The organism is Collinsella sp. AF36-3AT (genome assembly GCF_003475205.1).
Taxonomy (GTDB): Bacteria; Actinomycetota; Coriobacteriia; order Coriobacteriales; family Coriobacteriaceae; genus Collinsella; species Collinsella aerofaciens_AF.
Genome location: NZ_QROZ01000003.1, coordinates 24,357 through 43,882 on the forward strand (window position 1 = coordinate 24,357; position 19,526 = coordinate 43,882).

Annotated in this window: 24 protein-coding genes and 1 pseudogene; 19 read left to right on the forward strand and 6 right to left on the reverse strand. The window is 57.2% G+C overall.

Annotated features, from left to right (window positions below; all coding sequences use genetic code 11):
• Positions 1 to 5: 5 nt before the first annotated feature.
• The 10 genes from DW003_RS03895 to DW003_RS03940 all read left to right on the forward strand — a co-directional run bounded on the left by DW003_RS03895 (position 6) and on the right by DW003_RS03940 (position 7,929).
• Positions 6 to 806, forward strand: coding sequence for a polyphenol oxidase family protein (locus DW003_RS03895; protein WP_118387659.1), 801 nt, complete (start codon positions 6 to 8; stop codon positions 804 to 806).
• Positions 803 to 1,639: a phosphate ABC transporter substrate-binding protein gene (locus tag DW003_RS03900; RefSeq protein ID WP_118387661.1), complete on the forward strand. Its 837-nt coding sequence runs from the start codon at positions 803 to 805 to the stop codon at positions 1,637 to 1,639. Before DW003_RS03895 ends, DW003_RS03900 begins: the two co-directional genes overlap by 4 nt.
• 1 nt (position 1,640) lies before the next feature.
• Entirely contained in the window at positions 1,641 to 2,567 is a 927-nt protein-coding gene (gene pstC / locus DW003_RS03905; RefSeq protein WP_118387663.1) for a phosphate ABC transporter permease subunit PstC, read from the forward strand.
• A 3-nt stretch (positions 2,568 to 2,570) separates the two neighbouring features.
• Positions 2,571 to 3,476 carry a phosphate ABC transporter permease PstA gene (pstA, locus tag DW003_RS03910; protein WP_118387665.1) on the forward strand — a complete coding sequence of 302 codons (906 nt, stop codon included), beginning with the start codon at positions 2,571 to 2,573 and terminating at the stop codon, positions 3,474 to 3,476.
• A 12-nt stretch (positions 3,477 to 3,488) separates the two neighbouring features.
• Positions 3,489 to 4,292 carry a phosphate ABC transporter ATP-binding protein PstB gene (pstB, locus tag DW003_RS03915; RefSeq protein ID WP_118387667.1) on the forward strand — a complete coding sequence of 268 codons (804 nt, stop codon included), beginning with the start codon at positions 3,489 to 3,491 and terminating at the stop codon, positions 4,290 to 4,292.
• A gap of 92 nt (positions 4,293 to 4,384) precedes the next feature.
• Positions 4,385 to 5,242 carry a PhoU domain-containing protein gene (locus tag DW003_RS03920; protein ID WP_118387669.1) on the forward strand — a complete coding sequence of 286 codons (858 nt, stop codon included), beginning with the start codon at positions 4,385 to 4,387 and terminating at the stop codon, positions 5,240 to 5,242.
• 120 nt (positions 5,243 to 5,362) lie between these two features.
• On the forward strand, positions 5,363 to 6,100 hold the full coding sequence (locus tag DW003_RS03925; RefSeq protein WP_118387671.1) for a YggS family pyridoxal phosphate-dependent enzyme: 738 nt from the start codon (positions 5,363 to 5,365) through the stop codon (positions 6,098 to 6,100).
• 60 nt (positions 6,101 to 6,160) lie between these two features.
• On the forward strand, positions 6,161 to 6,886 hold the full coding sequence (locus DW003_RS03930) for a cell division protein SepF (RefSeq protein ID WP_118387673.1): 726 nt from the start codon (positions 6,161 to 6,163) through the stop codon (positions 6,884 to 6,886).
• Between the two features lie 57 nt (positions 6,887 to 6,943).
• Positions 6,944 to 7,189, forward strand: a complete 246-nt coding sequence (locus tag DW003_RS03935) for a YggT family protein (protein WP_255413436.1) — start codon at positions 6,944 to 6,946, stop codon at positions 7,187 to 7,189.
• Positions 7,190 to 7,251: 62 nt separating this feature from the next.
• A complete protein-coding gene (locus DW003_RS03940) occupies positions 7,252 to 7,929 on the forward strand; it encodes a DivIVA domain-containing protein (protein WP_118238459.1) in 678 nt (225 codons plus the stop codon).
• A 77-nt stretch (positions 7,930 to 8,006) separates the two neighbouring features.
• Here the strand turns inward: DW003_RS03940 and DW003_RS03945 are convergent, their stop codons facing one another.
• Positions 8,007 to 8,474 (reverse strand): hypothetical protein, encoded by a 468-nt coding sequence (locus DW003_RS03945; protein ID WP_118238460.1) that lies wholly within the window; start codon positions 8,472 to 8,474, stop codon positions 8,007 to 8,009.
• A gap of 424 nt (positions 8,475 to 8,898) precedes the next feature.
• Here DW003_RS03945 and DW003_RS03950 point away from each other — a divergent pair, with 424 nt between their 5' ends.
• The 5 genes from DW003_RS03950 (at position 8,899) to DW003_RS10115 (ending at position 12,304) form a co-directional block, all read left to right on the forward strand.
• The gene (locus DW003_RS03950; protein WP_118387677.1) at positions 8,899 to 10,161 is read left to right on the forward strand and encodes an IS30 family transposase; all 1,263 of its coding nucleotides are present in this window, start codon (positions 8,899 to 8,901) and stop codon (positions 10,159 to 10,161) included.
• A 324-nt stretch (positions 10,162 to 10,485) separates the two neighbouring features.
• The gene (locus tag DW003_RS03955) at positions 10,486 to 10,878 is read left to right on the forward strand and encodes a hypothetical protein (protein ID WP_222847410.1); all 393 of its coding nucleotides are present in this window, start codon (positions 10,486 to 10,488) and stop codon (positions 10,876 to 10,878) included.
• A 71-nt stretch (positions 10,879 to 10,949) separates the two neighbouring features.
• The gene (locus tag DW003_RS03965) at positions 10,950 to 11,033 is read left to right on the forward strand and encodes a 23S rRNA methyltransferase attenuation leader peptide (protein WP_001814874.1); all 84 of its coding nucleotides are present in this window, start codon (positions 10,950 to 10,952) and stop codon (positions 11,031 to 11,033) included.
• Positions 11,034 to 11,157: 124 nt separating this feature from the next.
• Positions 11,158 to 11,895, forward strand: coding sequence for a 23S rRNA (adenine(2058)-N(6))-methyltransferase Erm(B) (gene erm(B), locus DW003_RS03970; RefSeq protein WP_010725416.1), 738 nt, complete (start codon positions 11,158 to 11,160; stop codon positions 11,893 to 11,895).
• A 145-nt stretch (positions 11,896 to 12,040) separates the two neighbouring features.
• Positions 12,041 to 12,304, forward strand: a complete 264-nt coding sequence (locus DW003_RS10115) for a topoisomerase DNA-binding C4 zinc finger domain-containing protein (protein WP_222847411.1) — start codon at positions 12,041 to 12,043, stop codon at positions 12,302 to 12,304.
• Here DW003_RS10115 and DW003_RS10140 read toward each other — a convergent pair.
• From DW003_RS10140 to DW003_RS04000, 4 genes and pseudogenes are all read right to left on the reverse strand, one after another.
• A pseudogene (locus DW003_RS10140) lies at positions 12,232 to 12,483 on the reverse strand (transposase); the annotation flags it as partial. The gene DW003_RS10115 and the pseudogene DW003_RS10140 sit on opposite strands and share 73 nt — an antisense overlap.
• Positions 12,484 to 12,570: 87 nt before the next feature.
• Positions 12,571 to 13,101, reverse strand: coding sequence for a nitroreductase family protein (locus DW003_RS03990; RefSeq protein ID WP_118237946.1), 531 nt, complete (start codon positions 13,099 to 13,101; stop codon positions 12,571 to 12,573).
• Positions 13,102 to 13,382: 281 nt separating this feature from the next.
• A complete protein-coding gene (locus DW003_RS03995; RefSeq protein ID WP_118237944.1) occupies positions 13,383 to 14,006 on the reverse strand; it encodes a DUF47 domain-containing protein in 624 nt (207 codons plus the stop codon).
• Between the two features lie 67 nt (positions 14,007 to 14,073).
• A complete protein-coding gene (locus DW003_RS04000; RefSeq protein WP_118237942.1) occupies positions 14,074 to 15,123 on the reverse strand; it encodes an inorganic phosphate transporter in 1,050 nt (349 codons plus the stop codon).
• Positions 15,124 to 15,372: 249 nt separating this feature from the next.
• On the opposite strand from DW003_RS04000, the gene DW003_RS04005 reads away from it, so the two are divergent.
• From DW003_RS04005 to DW003_RS04020, 4 genes are all read left to right on the forward strand, one after another.
• Entirely contained in the window at positions 15,373 to 15,711 is a 339-nt protein-coding gene (locus DW003_RS04005) for a hypothetical protein (RefSeq protein WP_117758724.1), read from the forward strand.
• An 84-nt stretch (positions 15,712 to 15,795) separates the two neighbouring features.
• Positions 15,796 to 16,491 (forward strand): Bax inhibitor-1 family protein, encoded by a 696-nt coding sequence (locus tag DW003_RS04010; RefSeq protein ID WP_118387679.1) that lies wholly within the window; start codon positions 15,796 to 15,798, stop codon positions 16,489 to 16,491.
• A 137-nt stretch (positions 16,492 to 16,628) separates the two neighbouring features.
• Positions 16,629 to 17,759: a TIGR02452 family protein gene (locus DW003_RS04015; protein WP_118387681.1), complete on the forward strand. Its 1,131-nt coding sequence runs from the start codon at positions 16,629 to 16,631 to the stop codon at positions 17,757 to 17,759.
• A gap of 78 nt (positions 17,760 to 17,837) precedes the next feature.
• On the forward strand, positions 17,838 to 18,497 hold the full coding sequence (locus DW003_RS04020) for a GDSL-type esterase/lipase family protein (RefSeq protein WP_118387683.1): 660 nt from the start codon (positions 17,838 to 17,840) through the stop codon (positions 18,495 to 18,497).
• 60 nt (positions 18,498 to 18,557) lie between these two features.
• Here the strand turns inward: DW003_RS04020 and thiD are convergent, their stop codons facing one another.
• Positions 18,558 to 19,388 carry a bifunctional hydroxymethylpyrimidine kinase/phosphomethylpyrimidine kinase gene (gene thiD / locus DW003_RS04025; RefSeq protein WP_118387685.1) on the reverse strand — a complete coding sequence of 277 codons (831 nt, stop codon included), beginning with the start codon at positions 19,386 to 19,388 and terminating at the stop codon, positions 18,558 to 18,560.
• Positions 19,389 to 19,526: the final 138 nt, after the last annotated feature.

The following is a 19,526-nucleotide window of genomic DNA, read 5'->3' on the forward strand; positions in this document are numbered from 1 at the left end:
TTAGTATGGCAGCACGTGCGGACAACGTTTCGCGTGTCGACCATGATGGAGTTACGTTGGTGGAGGGCGCGACATCCGATGTCCGCTTTGCCTTTACCGAGCGCACCGGTGGCGTTTCTGAAGATGCGTACTCCTCGCTCAACCTGGGCTCGCATGTAGGCGATGACCCCTTTGCTGTTCAAGAAAATCGTCGTCGAGCGCTCGAAGCTATGGGCGCCACTGAGTGCGAGCATAATCTGCTCGTGCCCAATCAGGTACATGGTGACCATATCGTTACGGTGGCTTCGAACGGCGCCGACGATCTTGAGGCTGTTCGCGAGCAGATTGCCGAGGGCTGCGATGCCATCGTCTGTACGGCCCATGACGTGCCCGTGCTGCTCTGCTTTGCCGACTGCGTTCCCGTGGTGCTGGTGGCCCCTGGCGGATTTGCCGTGGTGCACTCCGGTTGGAAGGGCACGATTGCACGTATTTCTGCCAAGGCGTGCCAGGCGCTTTGCGATGCTGCCGGCTGCGATGCGAGCGACGTTTCCGCCTATATCGGCCCCCATATCTTGGCTGACGAATATGAGGTATCCCAGGAACTCATGGATCGCTTTGCCGTCGAGTTCTCTTGCATCGATGCGAGTGCCTCTCGCATGCTCGATCTTTCCGCTGCCATTTGTGAGGCGCTGGTAAATGCCGGTGTGGACGCGGATAATATCGTGGATACCCAGCTTTCGACTGTGCGCCAGAACGACCGCTTTTATTCCTACCGTAACGAGGACGGCACCTGTGGGCGCCATGCTGCGATCGGCGTGATGCTATGAGAAAGATCGTATCGGTCCTGAGCGCCGCTGTGCTTACGCTTACGCTGTGCGCCTGTTCTTCGGGATCTTCTACCTCTTCCATTACCGTGGCCGGCTCCACGACCTGCCTTCCTATCGCCGAAATTGCGGCAGAGGGCTTTAAGGAGGAGACCGGCATCGACGTGCTCGTTTCCGGTTTGGGCTCTTCCGCTGGCATCGAAGCCGTCAGCGCTGGCACGGCCGATATCGCCAGCTCCTCCCGTGGACTCAATGCCGACGAACAGGATCTGGGCCTGACTCCCATCGTCATTGCCCACGACGGTATCGCGGTCATCGTGAACGACGATAACCCGGTCGATAACCTCTCGACCGAGCAGCTCCGCGATATCTATGCCGGCAAGATTACTAATTGGAAAGAGGTCGGTGGCGAGGACCTGAAGATTCAGGTCATCAACCGAGACGAGGCATCCGGCACGCGTGAAGCATTCCGCACCATCGTGATGGACGGCACCCCGTTCGATCGCCGCTCGGCCGTTCTTTCGGGCACGGGCCAGGTGCGCGACGTGGTATCTCGTTCGCACGGTGCCATTGGCTACATTTCGCTGGGCTTCGTCGATAGCCTCAACGCCAAGACCTCGGTCAAGGCCGTCTCGGTCAATCATGTTGAGGCGTCCGAGAAGACGGTCGCGAGCGGCGGCTATCCCATCTCACGCGACCTTTACTTCTTTGTGAAGGGTGCGCCTTCGCAGCGGGCACAGGACTACATTGACTATGTGACGTCCCAGAAGATGGACAAGCAGATTCGCGAGGCGGGCTTTATTCCCGTCACCAACGACGGAAAGGGGAGTGAGTAGCGTGGAAGCACAGGAAATCCCCCAGATTGAGCAGGAGGCTCAGGCGCCCAAAAAGCGTGAGTTGGCGTTGGTATCGCATAGCACCTATCTCAAGGAGAAGGCGCTACAGTGGATCTTTTTTGCCTGCGCGTTCTTGGCGGTCGTCACCGTCATCCTGATTTTTGTCTTTACCACGTACTCGTCGCTGCCCGTCTTTACCGATATCGGTCTGGCGGACTTCTTTAGCTTTACGTGGGCGCCCTCCGAGGGTCACTACGGTATCATGTCGCTGCTGGCGGGCTCCGGTCTGGTGACGGTCGGTGCGCTCGCCATGGGCGTGCCCCTGGGTGTGGGCACGGCCGTGTATCTGGTCGAGATCGCCAGTAAGCGCGTGCGCAGGCTCATCAGCCCCGCCGTCGATCTACTGGCGGGCATCCCCTCCATCATCTACGGTTTCTTTGGCATGGTCATCATTCGTCCGTTTATCGCGCAGCTGACCGGCGGTCTTGGCTTTGGCGCACTGACGGCGTGGTTCGTGCTTGCCATCATGATCGTTCCCACCATCACCACGCTCACCATCGATGCCCTCAATTCCATTCCCATGGGTATTCGCGAGGCATCCTATGCCATGGGTGCCACCAAGTGGCAGACCATCTACAAGGTCGTGCTGCCTGCAGCCAAGTTGGGCATCGTCGATGCGATTGTCTTGGGCATGGGGCGTGCCATCGGCGAGACCATGGCCGTGCTCATGGTCGTTGGCAACGCCCCGGTTATTCCCGATAGCATTGCGAGCCCCATCTCGACGCTCACGAGTCAGATCGCGCTCGACATGAGCTATTCCTCGGGCCTTCACCGCTCGGCCTTGTTTGGAATGGGCGTGGTCCTGTTTATCATTTCCGCAGCATTGGTGGGCATCGTCCGTCTGATTTCCAAGAAGAAGAGGGGGTAGGCTATGTCCGATTCCGTTGACACGACGGTCGATGCGACCTCATCGCGCGAGCGCATCAAGCGTGCCCTTTCCCATGGTAAGAAGGGCCGCATCAACAAGGATCTGTCCAACAAGATTATGCTCGGCGTGTTTCGCGCCGCGGCCTATATCACCACGCTGGTACTGGTCGCCATTATCGCCTACGTGGTCATCAACGGTCTGCCGCACATCTCGCTCGACTTTATCTTCGGCTGGCCGCAGGGCGTAAACGCCGAGGGCGGCATTTGGCCCACAATCGTCTCGACCATCTACGTGACGGCGCTCGCCATGCTCATCTGCACGCCGGTTGCCGTCTTGGCTGCGGTCTATCTGGCCGAGTACGCCAAGCAGGGCAAGGTCGTCGACATCATTCGCTATGCTGCCGATGCTTTGGCCTCGGTGCCCTCCATTGTTATGGGCCTCTTTGGCTATGCCTTGTTTGTCGAGGCCATGGGCCTGGGTCTTTCGATGGTTTCGGCCGCCCTGGCACTCGCACTTCTGATGCTGCCCATTGTCATGCGCACCACCGAGGAGGCAATCCGCGCCGTTCCACGCTATATCCGTTGGGGCGCATATGGCCTGGGCGCCACCAAGTGGCAGGTCGTCTCCAAGATCGTGCTTCCTTCGGCTTTTGGCCGCATCGCCACCGGCATCGTGCTTGCCATCGGCCGAGCCATCGGCGAGACCGCCGTGGTGCTCTACACCATGGGTCAGGCCATCAATCTGCCTATCTCGCCGCTCGATTCCGGTCGCCCCATGACCGTTCACCTTTATCTGCTTGCCAATGACGGCATCAACATGAACGCAGCCTACGGCACCGCGCTTTTGCTGATGGCGATTATTCTGGCCTTCAACCTGTTTGCGCGTTATCTGTCGCGCAAACGCCGCTAGTTAAGGAGTCCCATGTCCGTCTATCAGTCCGCTCCCACGCTGGAGCAAGCGGCCATCACGGCCAAGGATTTCAACTTCTGGTACGGTGACTTTCATGCGCTGACGGGGCTCGACCTCAATATCGCTAAGAATGCCATTACTGCTTTTATTGGCCCTTCGGGTTGCGGCAAGTCGACGTTTCTGCGCTGCATCAACCGCATGAATGACCTGATCGAGGGTACGCGCGTCGAGGGCACCATGGCGCTCGACGGCAACGATATCTATGCCGAGGGCGTCGACCCGGTCGACCTCCGTCGTCGCGTGGGCATGATCTTTCAGCAGCCCAACCCGTTCCCTAAATCCATCTACGAGAATGTCGCCTTTGGCCCTCGTCTGCAGGGCGTGACTAGCAAAAGCGACCTCGATGACATCGTGGAAGAATCGCTCAAGCGCGCCAACCTCTGGAAAGAGGTATCCAATCAGCTCAACAAGGATGGTTTGGCGCTCTCGGGTGGTCAGCAGCAGCGTCTGTGCATCGCGCGCGTGCTTGCGGTGCAGCCCGATGTCCTGCTGATGGACGAGCCCTGCTCCGCCATCGACCCTACCTCCGTCTCTAAGGTCGAGGATCTGATGGCCGAGCTGGCGCCCGAGATGACGATCATCATCGTTACGCATTCAATGCAGCAGGCTGCTCGTATTAGCGACTACACCGCATTCTTTTTGCAGGAGGTTGCCGGCGAACCTGCCACGCTCATCGAATATGGTCAAACCGACGCGATCTTTACCAGCCCGGTGGATTCGCGGACGGAAGACTATATCACCGGCCGCTTTGGCTGATCGGTGCGACTAGTCCCAAGCCGATCGGACTTGGTCCGGTGCGTATTCACTGTGCGGGCGGCATGACCGCACCCAACTGATTGGAGTGAACCATGCGCAAACTGTTTTCCCGTCAGCTCATCGAGGCCCGTCACGAGATGCTGAGCATCTACGAGGCGGTAGACCTAGCGCTTCACGACGCCGTGAAGGCCTATGTGACCGACGATCGCAAGCTCGCCACCAAGACCAAGAAGCGCACGCTTTCGATTGACGCGCGCTGCGCCAACTTGGAGGCCGTGTGCTACAACCTGATCGCTACGCAGTCGCCGGTCGCCTCCGACTTCCGTTTGCTGCAGACAATCATCTATGTCGACTTTAACCTGCAGCGTATGACCGATAAGGTTCGCCAGATCTGCCGTGCCGCCAGTCATATGGTCAAGGCCGACATCTCGCTGCCTCAGGAGCTTGTGACCTTGGTTGAAGCCGAGGCCGAGGCCGTCTATCAGGTGCTGGGCTCTTCGCTTTCTGCCCTGGTTGCCAACGACATGTCCATCATCTGCAACCTGGCCGTCGAGGACGAGCCGGTGCACGCCGCCTACGAGAAGTTCTTCCGTACCTTTAACCGCATGGATGCCGGCGAGTTTATGGATGACAACAGCAATTACGACGACCTGCGCCGTGCCATCATGGTCTCGCGCTATCTCGATCGTATCGCCTCGATTTCCATCGATGCCGCCTGCCGTCTGACCTTCTTGTTGACCGGCCAGCGCATGAACGCCGGCGATATCGCCCGTACGGATGAGGATGAGCTCGAGAGCATGCGCGTGCCTTCGGGTGAGGGTGTCATCATAAGGCCCGCCGTCGACGCGCGTTTTGTTGCCAAGGTGCCCGCTGACGAGGTGAGTGAAGGTCTTCGCTACCTGTTTGATCATCTTGAGGATGAGGATGATGCCGAGGACGACGAGGAGTAGGGTAGCCCTGTTCGTCGAAAGATTGTAAATACCTAAGGGAGCGCGGCCTTGCGGATGCGGGGCCGCGCTCTTGCGTTAGCATGGGACTACTTGTTGTGCTGTTAGCGGAGGCGATTGGCAATGGATAACTACTTGGACTTGATACGCGCTCGCCGCGAGCAGATTCTGGAGCGTTTTTATGCAGCGCTCGATCGCGCGGGTCGTCCCCACGATGCCGCGCGCCTGATTGCCGTCTCCAAGACTGTTGGCGTCGATGAGACCGTTGCCGCTATGCGGGCGGGGTATCGCCATTTTGCCGAGAACCGCCCGCAGGAGCTCCTTCGCAAGCTTGTGGGCCTTGCGGAGCATCCGGAGCTACCCGAGGTGCACTTCGATATGATCGGCAACCTGCAGACCAACAAGATCAATGCGGTTCTGGGCTCGGCCGAGCTGATTCATTCGGTCGGCTCGCTGCATTTGGCTCAGGCTATCTCGAGCCGTGCGGTTCGAAAGATGGAGGCGGGCGAGCTCTCTGGCCCCCAGCGTGTGCTGATCGAGGTCAATGTGAGCGGCGAGGAGTCCAAGGGCGGCTTTTCGCCCGATGAGGTTCGTGACGCCGCAGGTGAGCTTGCGGAGCTTGAGGGAATTTGTGTGCAGGGGCTTATGACTATGGCGCCACGGGGGAACAAAGATGTGGCGCGCCGCACCTTTGCCGGACTTCGCGAGCTAAGGGATGAGCTTGAGGCTGCGCACTCCGATCTGAGCCTGACCGAGCTTTCCTGCGGCATGAGCGAGGACTTTGAGTCTGCCCTTGAGGAAGGCTCTACGCTCGTTCGCCTGGGTAGGGTAGTATTTAGCCCGGAGTTTGCAGTAAAATAAGGCTCTGAAGTGCGCGCTGATTATCGGAGTGCCTGCACTAAACCGCGAGAGGACACAAGCATGGGCTTCCTTGACGAGATTAAAAATAAGATGCACCTGGGCGGCCAGCAGGGTTACGACCAGGGTTATGGTCAGGACGACGACTACGGCTACGATGATGGCTATGACGACGGCTACCAGAACAACGGTTACAGCGGTGCCTCGGGCGAGGGCTTCTACACCCAGGATGAGCCGAGCAACGGCCTGTTGGGTCAGACGCGCCGTGGCGAGGCCGAGTCGGTGGCCGTGTACACACGCTCCGGTCAGCTGGTCGGCGACGATTCTCGCCACGCTACGACCTACAACCCGCCATCGCGCTCGCAGGAGACGGTTGCGGGCGGTTATCGCCCCGGTGCCTACGACACGCCGTCGAGCTACGCCGAGAGTACACGTGCCCGCGCTGCTGCCCCCGCACCCGCTTCCTCACCGAGTGATGCCTCGGCGTATGCGAATAACATCATCAACGCTACGCCGCAGCTGCCGGCCTATGTCCTGCGCCCCGAGAGCTATGACGACGTGGAGACCGTTGTGCGCCGCGTGCGTACCAAGCAGCCTGTCGCGCTGATTTTTGTCGGCGTTCGTACCGAGGTCGCCAAGCGCGTCCTGGACTTCTCTTACGGCTTTGCCTGCGGCCTGGGTGCCACAGTCAAAGAGGTGGGCGATCGCGTGTTTATGGTGCTGCCCGCCGGTTGCGAGGTCAAGGATTCGGACCTCAAAAAGCTCCGTGCCGACGGCTACCTTAAGTAAAAGCAAGACGAGGAGATTCTCATCAACATCTACACCATTGTCCAGCTGATCAATACGCTGTTCAACTTCTACTCCACGCTCATCGTGGTCTACTGCCTTATGACGTGGATCCCTATGAAACAGGGCGGATTGCTACAGGATATCGCCGCTGTTCTCGATAGTGTGTGCGGCCCGTGGCTCAATTTGTTCCGCCGGTTTATCCCGCCCATGGGCGGCATCGATTTTTCACCGGTCGTTGCGATTATTGCGTTGCAGTTGGTGCAGAAGCTGGTTCTGCAACTTCTTATAGGTATACTCATATAAAACTGGCTTAGTAACTCACGTCGGGCGCACGGCGCCAAGGCGAAGATAAAGGAGAACTTGTTATGGCTATTACCCCTGCTGACATTCAGGCTCAGACCTTCTCTGAGGCCAAGCGCGGCTACGATCCCGCCGAGGTCGACGTCTTCCTGGAGACGCTGTCCTCTGAGGTCGACGCCATGCTCGCCAAGATTGTCGATCTTAAGGGTCGTCTGACTGCTACCGAGCAGCAGCTTGCCGATACGCAGGCCCAGCTTGCTCAGGCTCAGGACGCCGCCGCGCAGGCCGTTCCCGCCGCTCCTGTGGCCGCTCCTGCACCCGACTTCTCCGCTCAGGAGCGCCAGATTTCCGCGGCGCTGATCGCTGCCCAGCAGACCGCCGAGGGTATCGTTAACGACGCCAACGAGAACGCCGAGCGTATCCGCAACGAGGCCGACGCCAAGGCCCGCGAGGTCATCCGCCAGGCCCTGACCGAGAAGCAGGCCGAGCTCGAGGAGATCGACCGTCTGAAGGCTTCCCGTGAGGAGTTTAAGGCCGAGTACCTCAAGCTCATCCAGCACTTCATGGACGATGCCCAGAACTCCTTCCCGGCCGATCTCATGGCTTCCACGCCGGTCGGTTCTGCCGCTTCTTCGGCTGTGACCGTTCCTGCTGCCGAGCCGCTGCCCGTCGCCGAGCCGGTTATCCCCGTTGCCGATCCCTTCGCGCCGATCGACAACTTCGCCGCCGACGACTTGGACTAACGATCGGACTACAATCTAGCATCCTTGTGAGGAGCTCGCGCCTGTGGGCTCCTTTTTGTAGTTTTTTGGGACATGCCTTAATTTCTACCTTTTTTGATGATTTTAAATACCGTGCTACGGGGGATGCCTGTTACGAGTTCGATTTGTTTGAGCGAAAGTCCGATGTCTGCAAGTTTGATTCGCGCTTCATTTCGCGGTGGTTTTTCCAAGCTTTTGACTTGCACGCATCGCAAAGGATATAAGGCGGCTTCGGCAACTTCACGATAATCCTGCTCAGAAATTGACCTTCCGGTTTTGATGTAATACGCATTGGGAAGTCCGGACGTACTAAATCGATAGAAGCTCTCGGTGCTGCCGAGCAGGGCGTTAATCGTTGATGTGTCGGTAATCTGCGGCTCAGTCATGTATTCGTGAAAACTGCTCCATCGGTATTCCAATAGGGAGGCACGTCCCCCTTTGACTGGGTTATCGTGGATATACCTCATGGCTTGCAAGAGCTGATTGTCGTCTTCGATAGGCTTGCTGTAGAAGCGACCCTTGAACACGGGGCCCTCCAGCCCGGTTTTTTGTATAAAAAGCGATATACTAGATATAACGAAACAACGAACTGAATAAAGAATACAAAAAAAGAGCCACGACCAGTTAAAGCCTGAGAAACTTTAACTGCGAGCCTTAATTGATTACCACCAATCAATTAAAGAAGTCGAGACCCAAAATTTGGTAAAGTATTTAATTACTTTATTAATCAGATACTTAAATATCTGTAAACCCATTATATCGGGTTTTTGAGGGGATTTCAAGTCTTTAAGAAGATACCAGGCAATCAATTAAGAAAACCTTGATTCTCATTTTCATTGCAACAGCCTCAGGACTCAGCGCAACGCGTTGCGCTGAGTCCTGAGGCGCGAATCCGGGTAGGCAACCCCAGAGGGGCCGGAATCCCCCGGCCCGCGATGGAGGGAGGCCGGCATGTCCAGACCCAAGCCGTCCGGAAGGTCGTACGGGAGGCTCACGAGGCACGAGAGGAACACGGTCGAGAGGATGCTCGACCGCAACCGCAGCGCCCGCGAGATCGCCGCGGAGCTCGGCAGGTCGCCCTCGACCGTGACCAGGGAGGTGGCGGCGCACCGCCACGTCACCGCGCCGCGCTCGCGCTACGGCGAGCCCGCGCCCGCGGACCTCTCGGGGGCCTGCCCCAGGCTCTCCGCGTGGCCGAGGTGCTGCAACGGCTGCTCGCACAGGAGGGGCTACGGCTGCTCGAGGAGGCCCAGGGTGTTCTACAGCGCCAGGAGGGCGCAGGAGGCGGCCGACGCCGAGCTCTCGGCGAGCAGGTCCGGGATCGACGAGACCGAGGAGGGCGCCGCCGCCAAGCTCGCGGCCATCAGGGACGGGCTCGCGCGCGGGCTCTCCCCGCAGCAGATAGCGGCGACGACCCCCGGGCTCAGCGCCTCCACCGTCTACAGGTGGGTGGACGCCGGCTACGACGGCATGACGAACATGGAGCTCAGGCGCAAGGTCGGCTACAGGCCGAGGTCGCGCCGGGCCCCGGGGAGGGCGACGTCCCACTCGTCGCGCAGGTCGCACGCGTCGTTCCTCGCGCTCGGCGAGGACGCCTGCGCCGCGGCCTGGGAGATGGACACCGTCGAGGGCTCCAGGGGCGACTCCGCCAGGCTCCTCACGCTCCTGCACCGCCCGAGCCGCTTCCAGCTGGCCCTGCCGCTGCCGGACGGCACGTGCGCCTCGGTCCTGGCGGCGCTCTCCTCCCTGCGCGGGGTCCTCGGCGAGGACGGCGCGAGGCGCGCCTTCGGCGCCGTGCTCACCGACAACGGCAGCGAGTTCGCCGACGAGGGCGCCATCGCGGCGCTGATCGGCGAGCGGGACGGCGAGACCAGGCTCTTCTACTGCGACCCCCGGCAGAGCCAGCAGAAGGGCGCGTGCGAGAAGAACCACGTGGAGATCAGGAAGCTGCTGCCCAAGGGCGCCGGGGCCAGGTTCGACCGGCTGACGGCGGCGGACTGCGCGCTGCTCATGTCGCAGGTGAACTCCGAGCCGAGGGGGGCGCTCGGGTTCCTGACGCCGGCGCGCGTGCTGCGGATGGCCCTCGGGGAGGACGCCTCCGCCCTTATGGACGCGTTCGGGATAGAGGAGCTGGCGCCCGGCGAGCTCGACCTCACGCCCGGCTGCATCGACAGGGCCAGGGCCGCGAGGGGCGAGGGGCCGCTGGCGGGATAGGCGGCGGGCCGGGACATGGGCCGGAGGGCCCGTTGCGCTGAGTCCGGAACGGCTGCGCGGCGGGCTGGCGGAGCATGCGGCGGCGGCATGGTGGCACCGGCCTCCACAGCCTCTCCACCTGCGGAAACGAGGCGACGGCCAGGTGCCGGGAGCTATTCCCGCGTTGCGCTAGCTGCGGAAACGCGGGGCCCGTTCAGGCTGTTGCGTTGAGATTGAAAATCAACCTCAATTAAGAAAAACTTAGTTGATTGCCTTTTTTGTTGTGATTCAACTTTGATCGTAGCTTCTAACTAATTAATTTTCGTAAGAAAGGAGAACAGCTGAATGAATATCCCTTTTGTTGTAGAAACTGTGCTTCATGACGGCTTGTTAAAGTACAAATTTAAAAATAGTAAAATTCGCTCAATCACTACCAAGCCAGGTAAAAGTAAAGGGGCTATTTTTGCGTATCGCTCAAAAAAAAGCATGATTGGCGGACGTGGCGTTGTTCTGACTTCCGAAGAAGCGATTCACGAAAATCAAGATACATTTACGCATTGGACACCAAACGTTTATCGTTATGGTACGTATGCAGACGAAAACCGTTCATACACTAAAGGACATTCTGAAAACAATTTAAGACAAATCAATACCTTCTTTATTGATTTTGATATTCACACGGAAAAAGAAACTATTTCAGCAAGCGATATTTTAACAACAGCTATTGATTTATCTTAAAATTTTGTGTATAATAGGAATTGAAGTTAAATTAGATGCTAAAAATTTGTAATTAAGAAGAGGGATTCGTCATGTTGGTATTCCAAATGCGTAATGTAGATAAAACATCTACTGTTTTGAAACAGACTAAAAACAGTGATTACGCAGATAAATAAATACGTTAGATTAATTCCTACCAGTGACTAATCTTATGACTTTTTAAACAGATAACTAAAATTACAAACAAATCGTTTAACTTCTGTATTTGTTTATAGATGTAATCACTTCAGGAGAGATTACATGAACAAAAATATAAAATATTCTCAAAACTTTTTAACGAGTGAAAAAGTACTCAACCAAATAATAAAACAATTGAATTTAAAAGAAACCGATACCGTTTACGAAATTGGAACAGGTAAAGGGCATTTAACGACGAAACTGGCTAAAATAAGTAAACAGGTAACGTCTATTGAATTAGACAGTCATCTATTCAACTTATCGTCAGAAAAATTAAAACTGAATACTCGTGTCACTTTAATTCACCAAGATATTCTACAGTTTCAATTCCCTAACAAACAGAGGTATAAAATTGTTGGGAGTATTCCTTACCATTTAAGCACACAAATTATTAAAAAAGTGGTTTTTGAAAGCCGTGCGTCTGACATCTATCTGATTGTTGAAGAAGGATTCTACAAGCGTACCTTGGATATTCACCGAACACTAGGGTTGCTCTTGCACACTCAAGTCTCGATTCAGCAATTGCTTAAGCTGCCAGCGGAATGCTTTCATCCTAAACCAAAAGTAAACAGTGTCTTAATAAAACTTACCCGCCATACCACAGATGTTCCAGATAAATATTGGAAGCTATATACGTACTTTGTTTCAAAATGGGTCAATCGAGAATATCGTCAACTGTTTACTAAAAATCAGTTTCATCAAGCAATGAAACACGCCAAAGTAAACAATTTAAGTACCATTACTTATGAGCAAGTATTGTCTATTTTTAATAGTTATCTATTATTTAACGGGAGGAAATAATTCTATGAGTCGCTTTTTTAAATTTGGAAAGTTACACGTTACTAAAGGGAATGGAGATAAATTATTAGATATACTACTGACAGCTTCCAAGAAGCTAAAGAGGTCCCTAGCGCCTACGGGGAATTTGTATCGATAAGGGGTACAAATTCCCACTAAGCGCTCGGGACCCCTTGTAGGAAAATGTCCTAAGTGTGGCAACAATATTGTATTAAAAAAATCGTTTTATGGTTGTTCAAATTATCCTGAATGTAAGTTTACTTTAGCTGAACATTTTAGAAAGAAAAACACTGCATATCCGGTGCCGAGTCTCTGGAATGCCTCGCTCACGTTGGCATCTGGGTCATCGAGTAACAGGTGCGTATGGTTGTCCATGAGACACCATGCCAAGAGGCGCATGTGGTGGCGTTGAAACGACCTGTTGAGTAGATTGAGATAGTAAAGCCTATCTTCGGCGTCCTCGAAGATCTGCTGTCCGCCGGCGCCCTTTTGAACCACGTGATAGCATCCTTTTTCCGTTAGGGTTCGTGGGCCTCGTGACATAGATCCTCCAAAGCATCGGTCTGTCGACTGGACTTTAAGGATAAGCATGGGAAGGCCGAGCTCTGCTGATGTGATTGCAGAACTCGGCGAACGGGTGAGCGGTCAGAGGTAGATTTTGAGGCATGTCCCAAAAATCTACTTGAGGAGGAAGTCGGAGAGGGGAATGGTGCGGGCCTCGCGATGCTCGGGATCGGCGATATGATCGGCAGGATAGCCACAGACGAGCATATGATACGGATAGACGCCCTCGGGCAGGTTGAACTGCTCACAGGCCATCTTGGGCTTAAAATGGCACACCCAACACGTACCCAGGCCCTGCTCCTTCGCCTCCATCATCATCTGATCGCACACGATCGAGGTGTCGATCTCGCTGGAGTTCATCTGGTCATAAGGGCGCACCCAGGCGTCATCGGTAACGCTGCAGATAAGAAAGATAAGCGGCGCCCCAAAGATAGACCCATCACGAGCAAAGCGTGGCTGACAAGCAGCAGCCCTTTCCAACAACTCCGGAGTATCAAGCACCATCACACGGCTTGGATGATTATTGCAAGCAGAAGGAGCAATACGCCCCGCCTCAACAACGGCATCCACCACCGACTGCTCAACAGGACGGTCCTCAAACGAACGACAAGAATACCGAGACCGAGCCAGATCCAAATACGACATAACCAAACCCTCCAAAGTCAGCAAATCAATCCAAAGTAAACCAAAGGGTACCCAAACCCCCATCCACCCAAACGCCCATCACAGCCCCAAAGTACCCAATCGGGCATAAAAGGTCGCATCGGTCAAGTCCTCATCGCATTCTAACTATCAGCCAAGGTTCCCAATGGTGGTACCTAAGGCGAAGGCCCGACACCTATTTACTTTCGAACGACTCTGCCATGCAGCCGGAGTGAGAAAGCAAATAGGTGCCGGGCCTTCGCCGGTGGGACGGGTGCCCCCAATTAACTGTTCTTCATGACAATCGAATCCACAACATCGGCCACATTCTCACAGCAGTCAGCGCAGTACTCCAGGAAGGCATAGACGTCACGCCAGGCGATGACCTCGAGCGGATCCTTGCCGTTGACATGCAGGTTGCGCATAGCGTTGATGTAGAGCTCGTCGGCCTCGGACTCGATGGTGTTGATCTGGATGACGAGTTCGCGCAGGGTCTTGGACTTGCGGTAGTTGGGCAGCTCGACCATCAGGTCCTTCATGGCGCGGCAGGCGTCGGTCACCTTGTGGGCGATCACGATGGCATCGGGATGGATGCTCTGGATGTTGGTGAAGTAGACGCGCTGCACGACGCCCTCGATACGGTCGAGCACGGTGTCGAGCGAGCAGCTCATCAGGTTCAGGTCCTCGCGCTCAAGCGGGGTGATAAAGGCCGTGAGCAGGGCGTCCTCAAGCTCATGGTGTTTCTTGTCGGCCGCATGCTCGATCGCGTGCATCTTGTCGAGCATATCGTGAATCTTCGCGGGATCGAAGTTCTCGAAAATCTGGGTGAGCAGCTCGGCAGCCTGGACGGCAAGGTCGGCGCAGGCGACGTAGTTGTCAAAGTAGAACGAATCGGGTTTCTTTGCCATGAGTGGGTCCTTTCGAGGCGAAGACGGGTGGGCGAAGTATTACGGTCCGGATGGGCGCTCGGTGTGACTAGATGAACATCATGAACAGCTTGGCCATAACAAAGCTGATGAGTCCACAGGCGGGGAAGGTGAAGAACCAGGTGAACATCATGTCCTTGACCACGCCAAAGTTGATGGCCGAAAGGCGCTTGACGGCGCCGACGCCCATGATGGCGCAGGTCTTGATGTGGGTGGAGGACACGGGGATGCCGGTAAGGGTGGCAAGCAGCAGATTCGCGGCGCCTGCGAGGTCGGCGGAGAAACCCTGATACTTCTCGAGCTTGACCATGCTCTGGCCGACGGACTTGATGATGCGCTCGCCGCCCACGCTGGTGCCGATGCCCATGGTGGCCGAGCACAGCAGCATGATCCAGATGGGGATGCCGGCGTCGCCGACGCCGGTCTGGCCGTTGGCGAAGGCGACGCCTAAAAAGAGCACGCCGATGAACTTCTGTCCATCCTGCGCGCCGTGCATAAAGCTCATGGACGCAGCGCTCGCGATCTGAGCGTATTTAAAGAAGACGTTGGCGCGTCGCCTATTGGCGGCGGCAAACAGAATCGAGACGAGTTTGCACAGGACCCAGCCCATGACAAAGCCCAGACCGATGGAGAGCGCCAAGCCGTAGATGACCTTCATCCACTCGTGGATGTTGACGCTGCCGGCACCGCCGAGGGCGATGGCGGCGCCGGTGAGGCCGGCGATGAGGCTGTGGCTCTGAGAGGTGGGAATGCCAAAGCGCGATGCCGTGGCGCCGTAGACGACGATAGAGAAGAGCGCCGCACACAGGCAGGCGAGCGCCATGGTGCTGTTTCCGCCAAAGTCGACGATATGTGAGATGGTGTTGGCGACGCTCGCGTTAAAGTGCGTCATGATGAGCACGCCCAAGAAGTTGAATGCGGCGCTCATGAGAATGGCGGCGCGGGCGGGCATGCAACGCGTGGTGACGCAGGTCGCGATGGCGTTGGGCGCGTCGGTCCATCCGTTGACGAAGATGGCGCCGAGTGCGAGGATCACGGTGACGGCAAGGACTGGGTTTGACACAAGTTGGCCGAGGAAGGTTGAGAACGTTACGTCCATATATGGGCTTTCTCGAAGTTTGCAGACACGTTACAAAAACATGATAAATCGTATCACCTCCTGCGGGTTTCTTTGCCGAGTTCTGATGGGAGAAGTAATTTTTTGGCACTAAAATTGAATATTAGCCCTGTTGACCGTGGGTGTTCTTTTTGCTATCACGCCATGCGGACACGCGCGTTCGCTCCGACATTCCAAAACCACAGTCTGTTCGCTTTACAATATGCAAACATGCGTTCGATAATGGGAAGCATGGAATATCGACAGACAGATGGCAAAACTCGACGCGTGCACAAACAGTATGTGGACGTTGTGGCTCGCATCCTCGCGGGCGGACAAGTTGTGCCGGTCACCGTCTGCTGGGTCGACGGTCGTTGCTTTACAATTGACGAGATTGTCTCGTCCACGGGCTTTGGCTTAACGGTTCACGGTGTTCGTACGGCAACGTATAAGGTTCGTTTTGGCGGGCATGCGACCGAGTTGTATCTGGAGGACCAGGCGTGCGGACGGCCGGACGGCTCGCAGGCCCACGTGATGCGTTGGTGGGTCTGGGCGTTTGACCGTACGCTTGAGGGCGAGCGCCGTAGGTAAGGACGCACGGCGTTCGGGTACAATGACAGGAATCTTGTCAGCTACTGCGCCGTTATTTGTGGCGCTTTTTGAAAGGACGAACCTATGAACGATATCCAGGGCTATCAGAACGGCCCCGTCGAGAGCGGCGCAAGCCGCGCCAAGGAGATGTCGCCGCGCGCGTACAACCTTGTCATGTCTGCCCTGATCTTTTTGGGCTTTTGCGCCATGGGCGCCGGTGCTTACTTTACGAGCACCATGTCGTTTGCCCGCATGATGATGAGCGGCGCCGCTTTGCCGCTGGTCTTTGGCTCGTTTATTTTGACCATCGTCGGCATTGTCATGATGTCGGCTGCCGCGGGCAAGCAGTCTGTGGGCCTGTCGCTCACGGGTTACGTGATCTTTGCGAGCACCTTTGGCCTGACCGCGTCGTTTGGCCTTGCCAACTACGACCTGCCCACCATCAACGCCGCCTTTATCGCCACCGCCGCCATCACCTTTGTCTTTGGCGCGCTGGGCGTGACCTTCCCCAAGTTCTTCCAGCGCGTGTACGGCATCGGTTTTGGCGTTCTGCTTGCCACGATCCTGGTCGAGATCGTGCTGATGTTTATGGGTGTTTCGCAGTCTATTACCGACCTGATCGTGATCGTGGTGTTCGCCGGTTTTATTGGCTACGACACCTATGTGGCCACGACGGTGCCGCCCACGCTGCCCAACGCCGTGCTCATGGCGTCCAACCTGTTCGTGGATATCATCAACGTGTTCCTGCGTATCCTGAATATCCTTGGTCGTCGCGACTAGCGGCGAGTTGCAGCGGTGCTTGCCGCGTGCGTAAATCAATGCGAAAGGCGGTCCTTCGGGGCCGTCTTTTTTGTACGTGGCGGGGTATCATGGATGGGAAAAACCGAAAGCGGCAGCGACAGGAAAGGTGACCACTCATGGCAGATGTCGACAACAGGAACCGTAACCGCAGGCCCAACCGCGCGGGACAGTCCAACCCCAAGCGTGAGGCTCGCGCAAAGGCCGCCGAGCGCCACGTGGCGGCTGTGTCCGAGGCGTGTGCCAAGGATATCGAGCGCTCGCTTGCCGGCGTTCGCGAATTCGACGGTATGCCTGCCGGCTTTGTCGCGGCGATGAAGGCCAAGGCCCAAGCGGCTGCGGCTGCCGAGGAGCCGGTTGCCGAGGAGTCTGAGTCCGCCGAGGTCGAGGCCGCTGAGGTTGCGTCCGTCGAGACCGAGGTCACGGACGAGTCTGCGCCTGCCGAGGAACCCGCAGAGACCGAGTCCGCGCCTGCCGAGGAGTCCGCTCCGACCCTGCCCGAGGTCACCGTGCTTGATGCCTCCGCCACGCAGGCCATTCTGGACAACGGCCGTGGCTATGCGCAGTTCTGCGACATGGCAGTGCTCGCCTTTGCCTCGTTCACCAACCCGGGTGGCGGCTACATCCAGGGCTATCTGGGCCAGGAGGCTACGCTCTGCGCCGATTCGTATCTGTACAACGTGCTCGACAAGCAGCGCAAGTGGTATGGCGAGAACCGTCGCCGCAATATCAACTGCGAGCTCTACCGCAACCGTGCGCTGGTAGTGCCTGCGGTGCGTTTTGACCGCAACCACGTGCATGCGTATGCCGATGTGATCGTGGCCGCCGCGCCCAATGCCAAGCGCGCACGCCAGGAGTACCGCGTGAGCGACGATGCACTGCTGGACGCGCTGCGCGAGCGTATCCGCTTTGTGCTCGCCATCTGCGACGAGCTGGATCGCGAGAAGCTCGTACTGGGCGCTTGGGGCTGCGACAACAACGGTTTTGATGCCGAGGCCGTGGCCGAGATTTTCCGCAAGGAGCTCGCATCGGGCGACTTCAAGGTCAAGCAGGTCTTCTTTGCTGTGCCCTCTACGCGCTGGGATGAGGACTTCGCCAAGTTCGAGCATGTGTTGGCAAGCTTCCCCGAGCGCAACGAGGAGTCCTATGCCCAGGTTGCCGCCCGCGCTGCGGCCGCCCGTGCCGCCGAGCAGGCTCAGGCCGCTGCCGAGGACGATGAGGACGAGGACGATTGGCGCAAGTACCTGTAATCGGTACGTGCTGACAGATAGGTCGAGCCGACGGGAGAGGCTGCTTCCGTCGGCTTTTTATTGAGTGGGGAGCTTACGATGAAAAACGTTATGTGCTTTGGCGACAGCAACACCTATGGCTATGATCCGGCTGGTATGCGCGATGGCACCGCGGTACGCTATGCACAGGATGTACGCTGGTGCGGCGTGGCGCAGCGTGACCTGAGCGAGGGCTGGCATGTGATTGAGGAGGGGCTCAACGGCCGCACGACGGTGCGCGACGATATGTGCCACCTGGACACTAACCTCAACGGCATTCGCGCGCTTCCGATGCTGCTCGAGGCCCATAAGCCGCTGGACGCCATTGTGATCATGCTGGGCACCAACGACTGTAAGACGGTCTTTAACGTGACGGCTTCCGATATCGCCCGTGGCGCCATGGCGCTGATTCGCGCCGTCCGTGCGTTTGCCTGGACCGATGCCGCGCCCTGCCCACGGATTCTGCTGATGGCACCTATCAAGATTAAGCCGCAGATCGCCGACGTATATATGACCGACTTTGACGAGCATTCCGTAGAAGCCTCGGAACATTTTGGTGAGTACTACGCGCATGTGGCTGAGCAGTTTGGCTGCGACTTTTTGAATGCCGCCGACTTTGCCGAGCCGGGCGATATCGACTATCTGCATATGATGCCCGAAAGCCACGAGAGCCTGGGTCACGCCGTGGCAGCCAAGCTCCAAGAGATGCTCGGTGAGTAGTGCGATCCCAAGCCACCGCAAAGGTGTCTGTCCCCTTTGCGGTGGCTTGGGCTGCGAATCTTAATACTGCCACATGTGGTTGACGGGGCCGGAACCTTTGCCCATGTCAAAGCCGGCGGCCAGAGCGCCTGTCAGGTATGCCTTGCCGGCGTTGACGGCATCGGCAAGATCCATGCCCTGGGCCAGCGCGCAGGCGATGGCGGACGAGAGCGTGCAGCCGGTGCCATGCGTGTTGCCGGTCTCGATGCGCTTGTGGCGGAACCACGTGGTGAGTGGATCTCCCAGATGGTTGCCCTCGTCATCGAGTGGCGCGGGCTCTGCTAGCACATCGTTGGCCTCGTTGACGAAATGCCCGCCCTTAACGAGGGACGCGCATCCAAAGCGGCGGGTGAGAAGCATGGCGGCATTTTGCTGCGTGCGCTCGGAATCGACTTCGTAATCGAGCAGGGCCATGGCCTCGGGAATATTGGGCGTGATGACCGTTGCCAACGGGAACAGGCGGCGGGTGAGCGCCTCGGCGGCATCTTCGGCAATCAGCCGTGCGCCCGAGGTGGCTACCATGACGGGGTCGACTACCACGTTTGTCGCGTTCCAAGCGCTCAGGCGGTCGGCGATAACATCGATAATTTCGGCAGAGGAAACCATGCCAATCTTGACGGCGTTGGGGCGGATATCGTCAAAAACGGCATCGATCTGCGCCGCGACAATATTCGGGGAGATGTTCTGCACGGCGGTGACGCCCAGGGTGTTCTGTGCGGTGATGGCGGTGATGGCCGTCTCGGCATACAGGCGGTGCGCCGTGATGGTCTTGATGTCGGCCTGAATGCCGGCGCCGCCGCTGGAATCGGATCCCGCGATGGACAGGACGGCAGGTACCTTACTACGATCCATGTTCGCTCCCTTGTTCGGTCGGAATCAAATGGGTCTATAAGCCAGCATTATAAAGATGCCCGGGCCGGCTGTATGCCGATCCCGGGCGGGCGGTGCAATCTTTACGCAAATGCAAGCAAATGTTCACACGTCAACAAT

Bases quoted from the DNA above. Each gene is read 5' to 3' on its own strand.
- DW003_RS03895 (WP_118387659.1), top strand. From the start codon at position 6: ATGGCAGCACGTGCGGACAACGTTTCGCGTGTCGACCATGATGGAGTT.
- DW003_RS03900 (WP_118387661.1), top strand. From the start codon at position 803: ATGAGAAAGATCGTATCGGTCCTGAGCGCCGCTGTGCTTACGCTTACG.
- pstA (WP_118387665.1), top strand. From the start codon at position 2,571: ATGTCCGATTCCGTTGACACGACGGTCGATGCGACCTCATCGCGCGAG.
- pstB (WP_118387667.1), top strand. From the start codon at position 3,489: ATGTCCGTCTATCAGTCCGCTCCCACGCTGGAGCAAGCGGCCATCACG.
- DW003_RS03920 (WP_118387669.1), top strand. From the start codon at position 4,385: ATGCGCAAACTGTTTTCCCGTCAGCTCATCGAGGCCCGTCACGAGATG.
- DW003_RS03925 (WP_118387671.1), top strand. From the start codon at position 5,363: ATGGATAACTACTTGGACTTGATACGCGCTCGCCGCGAGCAGATTCTG.
- DW003_RS03930 (WP_118387673.1), top strand. From the start codon at position 6,161: ATGGGCTTCCTTGACGAGATTAAAAATAAGATGCACCTGGGCGGCCAG.
- DW003_RS03940 (WP_118238459.1), top strand. From the start codon at position 7,252: ATGGCTATTACCCCTGCTGACATTCAGGCTCAGACCTTCTCTGAGGCC.
- DW003_RS03950 (WP_118387677.1), top strand. From the start codon at position 8,899: ATGTCCAGACCCAAGCCGTCCGGAAGGTCGTACGGGAGGCTCACGAGG.
- DW003_RS03955 (WP_222847410.1), top strand. From the start codon at position 10,486: ATGAATATCCCTTTTGTTGTAGAAACTGTGCTTCATGACGGCTTGTTA.
- DW003_RS03965 (WP_001814874.1), top strand. From the start codon at position 10,950: ATGTTGGTATTCCAAATGCGTAATGTAGATAAAACATCTACTGTTTTG.
- DW003_RS03990 (WP_118237946.1), bottom strand. From the start codon at position 13,101: ATGTCGTATTTGGATCTGGCTCGGTCTCGGTATTCTTGTCGTTCGTTT.
- DW003_RS03995 (WP_118237944.1), bottom strand. From the start codon at position 14,006: ATGGCAAAGAAACCCGATTCGTTCTACTTTGACAACTACGTCGCCTGC.
- DW003_RS04000 (WP_118237942.1), bottom strand. From the start codon at position 15,123: ATGGACGTAACGTTCTCAACCTTCCTCGGCCAACTTGTGTCAAACCCA.
- DW003_RS04005 (WP_117758724.1), top strand. From the start codon at position 15,373: ATGGAATATCGACAGACAGATGGCAAAACTCGACGCGTGCACAAACAG.
- DW003_RS04010 (WP_118387679.1), top strand. From the start codon at position 15,796: ATGAACGATATCCAGGGCTATCAGAACGGCCCCGTCGAGAGCGGCGCA.
- DW003_RS04015 (WP_118387681.1), top strand. From the start codon at position 16,629: ATGGCAGATGTCGACAACAGGAACCGTAACCGCAGGCCCAACCGCGCG.
- DW003_RS04020 (WP_118387683.1), top strand. From the start codon at position 17,838: ATGAAAAACGTTATGTGCTTTGGCGACAGCAACACCTATGGCTATGAT.
- thiD (WP_118387685.1), bottom strand. From the start codon at position 19,388: ATGGATCGTAGTAAGGTACCTGCCGTCCTGTCCATCGCGGGATCCGAT.